The organism is Mycobacterium sp. Aquia_213, assembly GCF_026625985.1.
Lineage (GTDB): Bacteria > Actinomycetota > Actinomycetes > Mycobacteriales > Mycobacteriaceae > Mycobacterium.
In genome coordinates this window covers 1274429-1287827 of sequence record NZ_CP113116.1, presented here as the reverse complement: position 1 = coordinate 1287827, position 13399 = coordinate 1274429, and the positions used below count along the sequence as shown (strand labels likewise).

General features: G+C 66.6%; 13 protein-coding genes. 9 read left to right on the top strand and 4 right to left on the bottom strand.

Features of this window, described 5'->3' with window-relative positions:
• Window positions 1-291: 291 nt before the first annotated feature.
• Complete coding sequence (gene ychF, locus LMQ14_RS06200) at window positions 292-1365, bottom strand: redox-regulated ATPase YchF (protein WP_267733916.1); 1074 nt, start codon at window positions 1363-1365, stop codon at window positions 292-294.
• A gap of 133 nt (window positions 1366-1498) precedes the next feature.
• On the opposite strand from ychF, the gene LMQ14_RS06195 reads away from it, so the two are divergent.
• The gene (locus tag LMQ14_RS06195; protein ID WP_267733915.1) at window positions 1499-2707 is read left to right on the top strand and encodes a DUF6542 domain-containing protein; all 1209 of its coding nucleotides are present in this window, start codon (window positions 1499-1501) and stop codon (window positions 2705-2707) included.
• A 27-nt stretch (window positions 2708-2734) separates the two neighbouring features.
• Here LMQ14_RS06195 and LMQ14_RS06190 read toward each other — a convergent pair whose 3' ends face one another.
• On the bottom strand, window positions 2735-3733 hold the full coding sequence (locus LMQ14_RS06190; protein WP_267733914.1) for a 4-hydroxy-3-methylbut-2-enyl diphosphate reductase: 999 nt from the start codon (window positions 3731-3733) through the stop codon (window positions 2735-2737).
• Between the two features lie 89 nt (window positions 3734-3822).
• Between LMQ14_RS06190 and LMQ14_RS06185 the strand changes: the two genes are divergently transcribed.
• The 5 genes from LMQ14_RS06185 to LMQ14_RS06165 all read left to right on the top strand — a co-directional run bounded on the left by LMQ14_RS06185 (window position 3823) and on the right by LMQ14_RS06165 (window position 8271).
• Complete coding sequence (locus LMQ14_RS06185) at window positions 3823-4404, top strand: lipid droplet-associated protein (protein ID WP_267733913.1); 582 nt, start codon at window positions 3823-3825, stop codon at window positions 4402-4404.
• On the top strand, window positions 4401-5660 hold the full coding sequence (xseA, locus tag LMQ14_RS06180) for an exodeoxyribonuclease VII large subunit (RefSeq protein ID WP_267733912.1): 1260 nt from the start codon (window positions 4401-4403) through the stop codon (window positions 5658-5660). Before LMQ14_RS06185 ends, xseA begins: the two co-directional genes overlap by 4 nt.
• Window positions 5650-5898 carry an exodeoxyribonuclease VII small subunit gene (locus tag LMQ14_RS06175; protein ID WP_267733911.1) on the top strand — a complete coding sequence of 83 codons (249 nt, stop codon included), beginning with the start codon at window positions 5650-5652 and terminating at the stop codon, window positions 5896-5898. The genes xseA and LMQ14_RS06175 overlap by 11 nt, the downstream gene beginning before the upstream one ends.
• Before the next feature lie 62 nt (window positions 5899-5960).
• Window positions 5961-7055, top strand: coding sequence for an NAD-dependent epimerase/dehydratase family protein (locus LMQ14_RS06170; protein ID WP_267733910.1), 1095 nt, complete (start codon window positions 5961-5963; stop codon window positions 7053-7055).
• A 67-nt stretch (window positions 7056-7122) separates the two neighbouring features.
• Window positions 7123-8271, top strand: a complete 1149-nt coding sequence (locus LMQ14_RS06165) for an AI-2E family transporter (protein ID WP_267733909.1) — start codon at window positions 7123-7125, stop codon at window positions 8269-8271.
• Here the strand turns inward: LMQ14_RS06165 and LMQ14_RS06160 are convergent.
• A complete protein-coding gene (locus LMQ14_RS06160; protein WP_267733908.1) occupies window positions 8252-9049 on the bottom strand; it encodes a dienelactone hydrolase family protein in 798 nt (265 codons plus the stop codon). The genes LMQ14_RS06165 and LMQ14_RS06160 overlap by 20 nt on opposite strands.
• 11 nt (window positions 9050-9060) lie before the next feature.
• On the bottom strand, window positions 9061-9729 hold the full coding sequence (locus tag LMQ14_RS06155; RefSeq protein WP_267733907.1) for a DUF4245 domain-containing protein: 669 nt from the start codon (window positions 9727-9729) through the stop codon (window positions 9061-9063).
• An 80-nt stretch (window positions 9730-9809) separates the two neighbouring features.
• Here LMQ14_RS06155 and glpX point away from each other — a divergent pair, with 80 nt between their 5' ends.
• Genes glpX through LMQ14_RS06140 form a run of 3 tightly spaced genes read left to right on the top strand, consistent with a single transcriptional unit; the run spans window position 9810 to window position 13396 of the window.
• A complete protein-coding gene (gene glpX, locus LMQ14_RS06150) occupies window positions 9810-10895 on the top strand; it encodes a class II fructose-bisphosphatase (RefSeq protein WP_267733906.1) in 1086 nt (361 codons plus the stop codon).
• Window positions 10896-10931: 36 nt separating this feature from the next.
• The gene (locus tag LMQ14_RS06145) at window positions 10932-12335 is read left to right on the top strand and encodes a class II fumarate hydratase (protein ID WP_267733905.1); all 1404 of its coding nucleotides are present in this window, start codon (window positions 10932-10934) and stop codon (window positions 12333-12335) included.
• A gap of 17 nt (window positions 12336-12352) precedes the next feature.
• Entirely contained in the window at window positions 12353-13396 is a 1044-nt protein-coding gene (locus tag LMQ14_RS06140; protein ID WP_267733904.1) for a hypothetical protein, read from the top strand.
• Window positions 13397-13399: the final 3 nt, after the last annotated feature.

Below are 13399 nucleotides of genomic sequence, written 5' to 3'. Positions count from 1 at the left end.
TGATCTCCCACTGCCAAAACGTGTGGCGTCATCGGCCATCGGCTCTACCTTGTCAGTGGGATAGCCAGGAGTGCCGTCGGAGATAAGACGGTCAACGCCGGCACCGGCTGCGGCGCCCGCCAGCCCGCTCCACCCAAAACCTTGCGACGATTAATCGGCATCACGCGAATTTCCCGCAGCGGCCACGACCGGTCTACCGATAACGAAACGGATGAGTTTTTCGCCAAAGGCCTTGACGCCGAACATCTTCCGCTCCAGCGCGGAACACGTGGGGCGGTCCGTCGTCAGGGTCTACACGTTGAACCGGAACTCGACGACGTCGCCGTCGGCCATCACGTAGTCCTTGCCTTCCATCCGAACCTTCCCGGCCGCCTTGGCCGCCGCCATCGACCCGGCGTCGATCAGGTCGTCGTAGGAGACGATTTCGGCTTTGATGAAGCCCTTCTCGAAATCGGTGTGGATCACCCCGGCGGCCTTGGGTGCGGTATCGCCCTGATGAATCACCCACGCGCGCGACTCTTTTGGACCCGCCGTCAGATAGGTCTGCAACTTCAATGTGTGAAAACCAGCCCGCGCCAACGCATCTAGTCCGCGCTCAGTCTGCCCGATGGATTCGAGTAACTCGGCGGCCGACTCGTCGTCGAGTTCGACCAGTTCGGATTCGATCTTCGCGTCGAGGAATACCGCGTCGGCGGGCGCGACCATCGCGCGCAGCTCGGCCTTGCGGGCATCGTCGGTGAGCACGGCCTCGTCGGCGTTGAACACGTACAGAAACGGCTTGGTGGTCATCAGGTTCAGCTCGCGCAGCAGTGACGCGTCGACGCCGGCGGCGAAGAGCGTCTTGCCCGAGTCCAGCACCGCCTCGGCGGCGACGGCCGCCTCGTGCACGGCCTTGCGCTCCTTGTTGTTGCGGGCTTCCTTCTCCAGGCGGGGGACGGCCTTCTCCAGGGTCTGCATGTCGGCGAGGATCAGCTCGGTCTCGATCACCTCGATGTCGGAGCCCGGGTCTACCTTGCCGTCGACGTGCACGACGTCGTCGTCGGCGAACACCCGCACCACCTGACAGATCGCGTCACATTCGCGGATATTGGCCAGGAACTTGTTGCCGAGCCCAGCGCCCTCGGAGGCGCCCTTCACGATTCCGGCGATGTCGACGAACGTCACAGGCGCCGGCACGATCTTCTCGGAGTCGAACATCTCGGCCAGCTTGTCGAGTCGCGGGTCGGGCAGCGCTGCGACGCCCTCGTTCGGTTCGATCGTCGCGAATGGATAGTTGGCCGCGACCACATTGTTCCGGGTCAGCGCATTAAACAGGGTCGACTTGCCCACGTTCGGCAGCCCCACGATTCCCAGGCTCAGGCTCACGGGGAACCAAGTTTAGGGCTCCGCGCCAAAGCCAGGTCGCCGCGGCTCAATTACGGCGCGAATCCGTGGCACGCCCGGCATTCCTAACAAGCTATTTACGGGGGTTTTCGCCCATTGCCGGTACGGTCTACATGTGTCAGCGCAGCGGGGAACCTCGGCAGTAGAAGCTGCCCATCGCTCGATCCACCCCGGGATTCCGGGTGTGCCGTCGTGGATAGCCCTGCTCATCGCCATTACCGCGACTGCCATTGGGTATGGCATCGACTCCGGATCCGGTCACAAGGAGCTGACCGGCATCTTCGCGGGCCTCTATATAGCGGGCTGCGTGGTGGCGGTGCTGGCCGTACGCCAGGAAGGCCTGTTCACCGCGGTCATCCAGCCACCGCTGATCCTTTTCTGCGCGGTGCCGGGCGCCTACTGGCTGTTTCACGGCGCCAAGCTCGGCAACCTCAAAGACCTGCTGATCAACTGCGGCTATCCGCTGATCGAGCGTTTCCCGTTGATGCTGGGCGCCGCCGGCGGCGTCTTGCTGATCGGCCTGATCAGGTGGTACATCGGGCTATCGCAGCGAACGATCGCGGCGGCCGCGCCTGACGAGACAGCGACCGCCAGCGCCACGGTTGCGGAGAAGTCGCCATTCCTGCGCGGCATCAGCGCGAAACTGAACTCGCTGCTGGGCATCGCGTCGTCCGACGAAGATGCCGACGAAGAAGAGGCCCTCGATTCGCAGCGCAGCCCCTCGAAGGGCTCGGCCCGCAGCAGCCGAACGGCGCGCAGCGGCCGGTCCGCCACGGGTTCCGCCCGAAGCCGCTCCCGGCACGCCCGCCCCTCGCCGGACGAGGAGTACGACCCGGCGGCCGAGCGGCCGCGCCGGCGGCGCGAGGCATCGTCTCGCGACTACGACCCCGCCGACCCGGCGCGCCGCTCCTCGCGGCGCCGCCCGCAGGGCGATCCCGACCAGCGCGGCCAGTCGCCGCGGGAAGGCCGTCGCGACCCGCGCACCCGCAGCCCCTACGAACGTCCGGCTGCTCGCGGCGGCCGCTACGAGGACTACGACCGGTACGAACCGCCCGTCTCGTCGGAGCCGTTCAACCGATACCAGTCCTATGAGCCGTACGAGTCCTACCAGCCCGCCCCGGAGCCTCGGCGGCGTCAGGCCGCACCGAACGGCAGGAACGGCTCCGACTCGACGCACCACCCGATCTCGCAGGTCCGTTACCGCGGATCCGGTCCGTCGGACGAACGCCGGGGTGAGCCGCGCGGGGATCGCCGCGGCCGGTCACGGGCAAATGGCCGGACACAGGGGCGTCCCCCGGCCGAGTCCTGGGAGTACGACGCCTAGGTCCTTCGGGGACCCGCCGACTAACGGCTAGAGCAGTGACCTGATTTCCCGGGGCAGCGCGAACACCAGGGTCTCCTGAGCCGTCGACACCGGTTGCACCACGTCGAAGCCGCACTCGGCCAGCCGCTCCAGCACGCCACGCACCAGCACCTCCGGAACCGAGGCCCCGGAGGTGACCCCGACGGTCGTAACGCCGTCGAGCCAGGCCGGGTCGATGTCGTCGGCCCAGTCGACCAGGTACGCCGCCGCCGCCCCGCCACCCAGTGCCACTTCCACCAACCGCACCGAGTTCGACGAATTGCGGGACCCGACGACGATCACCAGCTCGCACTCCGGTGCCATCGCCTTGACCGCGACCTGGCGGTTCTGGGTCGCATAGCAAATGTCGTCGCTGGGCGGGTCCTGCAGTTTGGGGAACCGCTCCCGCAGCCGCTCGACGATCTCCATGGTCTCGTCGACCGAGAGCGTGGTCTGCGACAGCCATATCACCTTGTTCTCGTCGCGAATGGTCACGTTGTCGACCGACGCGACGCCGTCGACCAGCTGCACGTGCTCGGGCGCCTCCCCGGCGGTACCGATGACTTCCTCGTGGCCCTCGTGGCCGATCAGCAGGATGTCGTAGTCGTTGCGGGCGAAGCGCCGGGCCTCGTTGTGCACCTTGGTGACCAGCGGGCAGGTGGCGTCGATGGTATGCAGATTCCGTTCAGCGGCCTCGGTGTGCACCGTCGGTGCGACCCCGTGTGCGGAGAACACCACGATGGCTCCCTCGGGGACCTCGTGCGTCTCCTGGACGAACACCGCACCGGCCTTTTCCAGGGTGTCGACGACGTGCCGGTTGTGCACGATCTCGTGGCGCACATAGACCGGGGCACCGTGCTTCTCCAGCGCGCGCTCGACCGTCTCGACGGCCCGATCCACGCCTGCGCAGTAGCCACGCGGCTCCGCAAGGAGCACCCTTTTGCTGATTGGGCTGCTGGCTACCGAGCTGGTCGCGCCGGGAATCCCCATGTCGACAGTCGGAGGCATGTCCTCCAGGGTACGTTCTGCCGACACGGGCCCGCCAGCTCGCGGTGCCGGGCTTGGAGTTAGCCGTCGCTTAAGGCAATCTTGGACCCATGGCTTCTGCACCATACGGAGTTCGGCTGCTGGTCGGCGCGGCGACAGTCGCCGTCGAGGAGACCATCAGACTGCCGAAGACGATCCTGATGTACCCGATGACGGTGGTCAGTCAGGCGGCGCACATCGTGATGCGTTTTCAGCAGAATCTGGCCGAGCTGGTGAACAAGGGCGACTCCACCCTGGAATCGATCTTTCCGCCCAAGGACGAAAAGCCGGAATGGGCAACGTTCGACGAGGACTCCGAAGTCGCCATCGACGGCGGTTTCGCCGAATTGCCGGACGGCGCCGGGGGCGACCGTCGGGCCGAGGGGCGCTTCGCGCTCTACTCGGTGGCCGAGGCGGCACTGGACGCGGGCGGCGCCCCGAGCAGGCCGACGTCCAAGAAGTCGGTTCCGGAGCCGTCGGTCGCGGCCGAACTCGACTACCCGGCACTGACGCTGGCCCAGCTGCGGGCCCGGGTGCAGTCGCTGAGTGTCGACGAGCTTGAAGCCCTGCTGGCCTACGAGCAGGCCACCAAGGCCCGCGCTCCGTTCCAGACGTTGCTGGCCAACAGGATCACCCGCGCGACCGCGAAGTGACCCGAGCGGCGAATTCGGACGCGAACTCGGCCGAGAACCCGTTCCCGGTTCGCGCCGTCGCGATCCGGGTGGCGGGCTGGATCGACAAGCTCGGAACCGTCTGGGTCGAAGGGCAATTGGCCCAGATCAACATTCGGGCAGATTCCAAGACCGTGTTCATGGTGCTGCGTGACCCGGCCGCCGACATGTCGCTGACCGTGACATGTCCGCGCGACCTGGTGCTCAACGCACCGGTGAAGTTGGCCGAGGGCACCCAGGTGGTGGTCTGCGGTAAGCCTTCCTTCTACACCGGGCGCGGCACATTCTCGTTGCGCCTGTCCGAGATTCGCGCCGTCGGCGTCGGCGAACTGCTGGCCCGCATTGACCGGCTGCGCCGGCTACTGGACGCCGAAGGCCTCTTCGACCCGAGACTCAAAAGGCCAATCCCCTTCCTGCCTAACATGATTGGGCTAATTACCGGCCGAGCGAGCGCCGCCGAGCGCGACGTGACGACGGTGGCCGGCACCCGCTGGCCCGCGGTGCGGTTCGCGGTGCGCAACACCGCCGTCCAAGGACCCAACGCGGTCGCCCAGATCGTCGAGGCGCTAGGCGAACTCGACCGCGACCAGGCCGTCGACGTGATCGTGCTGGCCCGCGGCGGCGGCAGCGTCGAGGACCTGCTGCCGTTCTCCGACGAGACACTGTGCCGCGCGATCGCGGCCTGTCGCACGCCGGTGATCAGCGCGGTCGGCCACGAGCCCGACAACCCGCTGTGCGATCTGGTCGCCGATCTGCGCGCGGCCACCCCCACCGACGCGGCCAAGAGGGTGGTCCCGGACACCGCCGCGGAATTGCGCGGCATCCAGGACATGCGCCGGCGCAGCGCGCAGGCGCTGCGCAATTGGGTGTCTCGCGAACAGCGCGCGTTGACCCAGTTGCGCAGCCGTCCGGTGCTGGCCGAGCCGCTGACCGCGCTGACGGCACGCGCCGAGGAGATCCACCGCGCCCGCTCGGCCGGGCGCCGCGACATCACCCGGCTGGTCGGCGCCGAATCCGAACGCGTCGGCCACCTGTCCGCGCGGCTGGCTACGCTGGGCCCGGCGGCGACGTTGGCGCGGGGGTATGCGGTGGTGCAGACCGTTCCCGCCACCGGCGCCGGCGATGCGATGCACGTCCTGCGCTCGGTGGACGACGCACCGGCCGGCACCCGGCTGCGGGTGCGAGTGTCCGACGGCGCCGTAGCGGCGGTGAGTGAAGGGCTGACCGATGGTCACTGACAAGGACAGCGACGGGGCCGAATCGGTTACGCCCATTAGTCAACTTGGCTATGAATCTTGCCGGGACGAGCTGATCGAAGTCGTGCGCCTGCTGGAGCAAGGCGGGCTGGACCTCGATGCATCGCTGAAACTCTGGGAAAGAGGCGAACAGCTGGCAAAACGATGCGAAGAGCACTTAGCTGGCGCCCGCAAGCGGGTGGAGGATGCGCTGGCGGCCGGCCAGAGCGAGGAAGGCTGAACCGGCCCCGCGGTACACAATTATTTTTAAAATTGAAACACGTTTCAGTTAGGGTTTGCGACATGGGTGATGCATCACTGACAACCGAACTCGGCCGCGTCCTGGTCACCGGCGGCTCCGGGTTCGTCGGGGCCAACCTGGTGACCACCCTGCTCGACCGCGGCTATTCGGTGCGTTCCTTCGACCGCGCCCCGTCGCCGCTCGCCCCGCACTCGCACCTGGAGGTGCTGCAGGGCGACATCACCGACAAGGACGTCTGCGCCCAGGCGGTGGACGGCATCGACACGGTTTTCCACACCGCGGCGATCATCGAGCTGATGGGCGGGGCGTCGGTGACCGACGAATACCGTCAGCGCAGCTTTGCGATCAACGTCGGCGGCACCCAGAACCTGGTGGACGCCGGGCATGCCGCGGGCGTGCAGCGATTCGTCTACACGTCATCCAACAGCGTGGTGATGGGCGGCCAGAATATCCCCGGCGGCGACGAAACCCTGCCCTACACCACTCGATTCAACGACCTCTACACCGAGACCAAGGTCGTCGCCGAGCGATTCGTGTTGTCCCAGAACGGCGTTGACGGAATGCTGACGTGTGCGATCCGGCCCAGTGGCATCTGGGGCCGCGGCGACCAGACGATGTTCCGGAAGCTGTTCGAAAGTGTGCTCGCCGGCCACGTCAAAGTTCTGATCGGCCGCAAGTCGGCCCGGCTGGATAACTCCTACGTGCACAACCTGATTCACGGCTTCATCCTGGCCGCCCAGCATCTGGTGCCCGGCGGTACCGCACCCGGTCAGGCCTACTTCATCAACGACGACGAGCCGATCAACATGTTCGAGTTCGCCCGGCCGGTGGTGGAGGCCTGCGGGCAGCCCTGGCCCCGAATTCGGGTCAACGGGCCCATCGTGCGCGCGGCCATGACCGGCTGGCAGCGGGTGCACTTCCGGTTCGGAATTCCTGCGCCGCTGCTGGAGCCGCTGGCGGTCGAGCGGCTGTACCTGGACAACTATTTCTCGGTCGCCAAGGCGTCCCGCGACCTCGGCTACCAGCCGTTGTTCACCACCGAGAAGGCGCTGACCGAGTGCCTGCCGTACTACGTCGACATGTTCGGACAGATGAAGAGGCAGGCCGAGGCGGCCAAAGCCGCCGCCAACCGATAGCGCGCACTCCGCGGAAAAACCGCCGCCCGGGGCTAAGGTTCAGCTCAACGGCGACGCGGAGGGCGCTATGAACACCGAATTCACGCTCACTCAGAAACGGGCCCTCGCGGTTCTCACCCTGATCGCGCTGCTGTTCGGTGCGTACTTCCTGCGCGACTATTTCGTGCTGGTTGTGGTGGCCGCGGTCGGTGCGTATTTGTTCACGCCACTGTTCAATTGGTTCAACAAGCGGCTCGGCACCGGCCTGTCGGCCACCTGCACCTTGTTGTCGGCATTGGCGATGGTCATCGTGCCGGTCGGCCTGTTCATCGTCTTGGCCGTCGTCCAGATCTCCCGCATGGTCGACAGCATTTCCGGGTGGGTCAAGAACACCGACCTGAGCGGGCTCGGCGACAAAGTCCTGCACGTCGTCAACGACCTTGCGGCACGAGTCCCCTTCCTACACATCACGATCAATGCGGAAATGCTGCGCAAGGCGATGGTCACCGGCGCGCAGAATGTCGGCCAATGGCTCTTGCAAGCCTTGCAAGGCGCCGCGGGAAGCGTCTTTGGTGCCATCACCTACGGGATCATTTTTCTCTACGTCTTTCTCGCGCTGCTGGTGCACCGAGAGAGGTTGCGCACGTTGATCGGTCAGCTCAACCCGCTGGGCGAGGAAGTCACGGATCTGTACCTGAAGAAGACCGCTGCGATGGTGCGCGGCACCGTGTTCGGTCAGTTCGTCATCGCGCTATGCCAAGGTGTCGCGGGTGCGGGGTCGATCTACGTCGCCGGATTCCACCACGGCTTCTTCATTTTCGCGATTCTGCTCACGGCCCTGTCGATCATTCCGTTGGGCGGCGGCATCGTGACGATTCCGTTCGGCATCGGAATGATCTTCTACGGCAACATCTTCGGCGGCGCCTTCGTGATTTTGTGGCATCTGCTGGTGGTCACCAACATCGACAACTTCTTGCGCCCGATCCTGGTGCCGCGGGATGCCCGGCTGAATTCGGCGCTGATGCTGCTGTCGGTGTTCGCCGGTATCGCCATGTTCGGCCCGTGGGGCATCGTCATCGGGCCGGTACTGATGATCCTGATCGTGACGACCATCGACGTCTACCTGGCGGTGTACCAGGGCGTCGAGCTGGTGAACCCGGACGACGACGCACCCGCGCGCCGCAGCTGGCTGCCACGCCGGAAGACGGCCGCCGACGTTAAGTCAGCCGCTCAGTAAGGAATTCGACGACTCGCTTGCGGGCCTCGTAAGCAGGCTGGCCGTCGACCTCACGGACCTCGTCGGTGAGCACCGAGTGCGCCATCTTGGTGAAACCGTGTGCGTTGCCCGGGCGCGAATCGATCTCGATCACCTCGAACGCGTCGCCGAGACGATCCTTGAGCGCGGTGAATCGGTCGCGCGGCGACATCCAGTCCTCGCTGAAGCGCAAGCCGATGGCGCACAAGCCGTCGTTGGCGGCGCGCTCGGCGATCGTGGTCAGCTCGGATTCACTGAGCCCGGTGTCGCCGCGACGGGTCCGGCCGAGCGGCAACGGTACCGACGGCTGGCTGAGCACCGGCGCGAGCACGCTGTCGTCGACCGCCGCGGCCAGCGCGAAGCCGCCGGTGAAGCACTGACCGATCACGCCGACGCCCTTGCCCCCCGTCGACGCCTTGAGGTCTCGGGCCAGTGCACGCAGGAACAGCGACACCGGCCGTTGCTTGTTCGTCGCAAAGGCAGCGAATTCCTTTGCCACACAAGCCCGCGCGATGACCCCGGTGGTGTATCCGGCCGTCTTCGGGTGGCCCGGCACCCCGAACAGCGACGGGATCGCGACCGTAAAGCCGTTGTCCACCAGGTGATTACCCAGGCCCAGCACCCCGGGATGGGCTCCGGGTATCTCGGGAATCACCACGACCCCGGGGCCGGTGCCCTTGCGATAGACGTCATGGGTGTAGCCGCCACCGGTGAACGGCGTCGCTACCCATCCAGACAAGTCCGCTTCGGGTGCTGTCACGCGAGTCGCTCCTATCGGCTGGTCGGCAGCGGCGCCTGCGACTGCGTCGCCGCTGCCAGCGTACGGAACTGATCGGTGGTTCCGGCACCCGTGATCGCGATCTGGGCGGCTCCGCCCGGGCTGGTCAGCTTGGTGGTCCAGACCGGCTCGGCGTCGGCACCATCACCGGAACCGCGATAGACGATCCAGTTCGTTCCCGCGACGTCGACCGTTCCGGTCGGATACGCCGTCGGATGGATCGAGCCGATCAGCCTGTCCTCGTCGGCGTTGCTCTGCGTCAGGCTCACATACATTCCCGTTGGACCGATGTATCCCACCGTCGAGGTGGCCGCGCTGAGCCGCTGACCATTGGCGATTCGCCCGTTCTCGATACCGCCGCGGCCGCCGGAGTTGGGCTGCCAGCCCGCCGGCAACTGCGGCAACCGGATGGGAAAGCCCAGCGTCTGAGCGTCCGCGCGCAGGGCCGTCGCCGCGTCGTAAGACGGAATCGTGCCCTTGTTCGCCCCGGTCGGCTGGAAAGAACACATCCCGACCATGCCGGCCAACAGGATGCATCCGATCACCAACGGCGCCAGCGACCAGAACATGTCGCGACCGTCCTGCAGCAACCGCGGCTTGGCCGGCCTGGCCGCCGGTACCGGCTCACCGGCCTCGTCGGCATTGGGCTGCTCGTCGGTCACCCCACGAGTATCCCAGCCCGCCGTCGACAGCCACAGCCCAGATCCAGCGGACCGATGTGCTTCTGGGAGAATCAGCAACCATGACAGCATCGGGCGGATCCGGTTCGTCTTCGACCGCGACCACGGGCTCTGACCCGCAGGTCCGGGCCCGCCGCGAAGCTCCAGACCGCAACCTGGCCCTGGAGCTGGTCCGGGTCACCGAGGCCGGCGCGATGGCCGCCGGGCGCTGGGTGGGCCGTGGCGACAAGGAGGGCGGCGACGGCGCGGCCGTCGACGCGATCCGCGAGCTGGTCAACTCGGTGTCGATGCGCGGTGTCGTCGTGATCGGCGAGGGCGAGAAAGACGAAGCTCCGATGTTGTTCAACGGCGAGGAGGTCGGCAACGGCGACGGCCCCGAGTGCGATTTCGCCGTCGACCCGGTCGATGGCACCACGCTGATGAGCAAGGGCATGCCCAACGCCATCTCGGTGCTCGCCGTGGCCGATCGGGGCTCGATGTTCGACCCGTCGGCGGTGTTCTACATGAATAAGATCGCCGTCGGGCCCGACGCGGCGCACGTGCTGGACATCACCGCGCCGATCGCCGACAACATTCGCGAGGTCGCCAAGGTCAAGGACCTGTCGGTGCGGGACATGACGGTGTGCATTCTGGACCGCCCCCGACACGCTCAACTCATTCAGGACGTGCGCGACACCGGAGCACGCATCCGGCTGATCACCGACGGCGACGTGGCGGGCGCGATCTCCACCTGCCGGCCGGGCTCGGGCACCGACATGCTGGCCGGGATCGGCGGTACCCCAGAGGGGATCATCGCCGCCGCGGCGATCCGGTGCATGGGCGGGGCCATCCAGGCGCAACTGGCACCGCGCGACGACGCCGAACGCCGCAAGGCGCTCGACGCCGGTTACGACCTGGACCAGATCCTGACCACCAGGGACCTGGTCTCCGGCGACAACGTCTTCTTCTGCGCGACCGGAGTGACCGACGGTGACCTGCTGCAGGGTGTGCACTACTCCCCCGGCGGCTGCACCACCCAGTCGATCGTGATGCGCTCGAAGTCGGGCACCGTCCGCATGATCGAGGCCTACCACCGGCTTTCGAAGCTCAACGAATACTCCGCGATCGACTTCACCGGCGACAGCACCGCTGCCTATCCCCTGCCGTAACCGCGATAGCACACCCCAACGAAGAGGAACTGATTGATGGCCGAAAGCGCCGAATATCGCATCGAACACGACACCATGGGCGAGGTCCGCGTACCCGCAAAAGCGTTGTGGCGAGCGCAAACCCAGCGCGCTGTGGAGAACTTTCCGATTTCGGGCCGTGGCCTCGAGCGCACCCAGATCCGCGCGTTGGGCCTGCTGAAGGGCGCCTGCGCGCAGGTGAACGCGGACCTCGGGCTGCTGGCGCCCGAGAAGGCCGCCGCGATCATCGCGGCCGCTGCCGAGATCGCCGACGGCAAACACGATGACCAGTTCCCGATCGACGTCTTCCAGACCGGCTCGGGCACCAGCTCCAACATGAACACCAACGAAGTGATCGCGTCGATCGCGGCCGCCAACGGCGTCACGGTCCACCCCAACGACGACGTCAATATGTCGCAGTCGTCCAACGACACCTTCCCGACCGCCACCCACATCGCGGCCACCGAAGCCGCAGTCCGCCATCTGATCCCGGCGCTCGAGGTACTGCATGACGCGCTGGCGACCAAGGCCGGCGAGTGGCACACCGTGGTCAAGTCGGGCCGCACCCACCTGATGGACGCCGTCCCGGTGACGCTCGGCCAGGAATTCAGCGGCTACGCCCGCCAGATCGAGGCCGGGATCGAGCGGGTGCGCGCCACGCTGCCGCGGCTGGGCGAGCTGGCCATCGGCGGAACCGCGGTGGGCACCGGGCTCAACGCTCCCGACGGCTTCGGCCCCAAGGTGGTCGAGGCACTGGTCGCCTCGACGGGGCTGTCCGAATTACGCACGGCGGCAAACTCTTTCGAGGCTCAGGCCACACGGGACGGCCTGGTGGAGGCGTCCGGCGCACTGCGCACCATCGCCGTGTCATTGACCAAGATCGCCAACGACATCCGCTGGATGGGATCCGGCCCGCTTACCGGCTTGGCCGAGATCGCGCTGCCGGACCTGCAGCCGGGTAGCTCGATCATGCCGGGCAAGGTCAACCCGGTTCTGCCGGAAGCGGTTACGCAGGTCGCCGCGCAGGTGATCGGCAACGACGCGGCCGTCACCGTCGGCGGCCTGTCGGGCGCGTTCGAACTCAACGTCTACATCCCGATGATGGCCCGCAACATCTTGGAGTCGTTCAAACTGCTGACCAACGTGTCAAAGCTGTTCGCCGAGCGCTGCATCACCGGGCTGTCGGCCAATGTCGAGCATCTGAAGGAGTTGGCCGAGTCGTCGCCGTCGATCGTGACACCCTTGAACTCGGCCATCGGCTACGAAGAAGCCGCAGCCGTGGCCAAGCAAGCGCTCAAGGAGAAGAAGACGATCCGTCAGACCGTGATCGATCGCGGCCTGATCGGCGACAAGTTATCGATTGAGGAATTGGACCGCCGGCTCGACGTGCTGGCGATGGCTAAGGTCAAACCAGCGAATTAAATGGGGGTGGTTCTGCAATGACGGTTCCTCCGGGCGGTCCCTACGGTCAGGATCCGTACGGAGCGAATCCGTATGGGCAGGGGCCCTATTGGGGTGGCCCACCGCAAGGCGGCCCACCGCAAGGTGGCCCACCGCAAGGCGGCCCGCCCCCGTACCCGCCGGGCGGCCCCTATTCGGGGCCGCAGAGCGGTGCGTACCCCTACCCGCCAACCGGTCCGTTCACCAATCCGCAGGGCGGGATGGATCCCTCGGCACCCGGCTATCCGGGTCAGCCGTTCGGGCAGAGTGGGCCCCAGTATGCCCCCGGCTGGCCGCCCGGCTCCTACCCTCCCGGACCGCCACCGAACGGGCCGCGGTCGAACATGCCGTGGCTGATCGTCGCCGGCATCGCGGTGTTGGGCGTCATCGCGCTGGTCGTGATCCTGATCGTCAGCCTGAACAACGAACCCAAGTCCCCCAAGGCGAATCCCTCGACGACGACGGCCGCGCCGACCTCGCAGCAGCCGGGCGGGTCCGGACAGACGGCAAGCGATTGCACGCCCAATGTGTCCGGTGGCGACAAGCCCGCGGGCGGCGCCCCGATCAAGGCCGGCAAGCTGTCTTTTCCGGCCAACGCGGCACCCGGTTGGATGCCGTTCTCGGACGACCAGACTCCGAATCTCATTGGCGCAGTGGGGCTAGCGCAGGAGGTGCCGGGTGCCAGCCAGTGGGTGATGCAGGCCGAGGTCGCCATCACCAACTTCGTCCCCAGCATGGACGTCACCGCACAGGCAGCGAAGTTGATGAATTGCGTGGCCGAAGGTCCCGGCTATTCGAACGCCTCACCCACGCTGGGCCCGATCAAGAAGTCGTCGATCACGGTTGAGGGAATCAAGGCCGCCCGGGTGGACGCCGACGTCACGATCGCCGACCCCGCCCGCAACGTGAAGGGCGACTCTGTCGTGATCATCGCGGTCGACACCAAGCCGGTCACCATCTTCCTGGGCGCAACACCCATCGGCGATGCGGCCTCGGCAGGACTGCTCAACCAGGTGATCGGATCGCTGAAGGTCTCGAAGTAACGC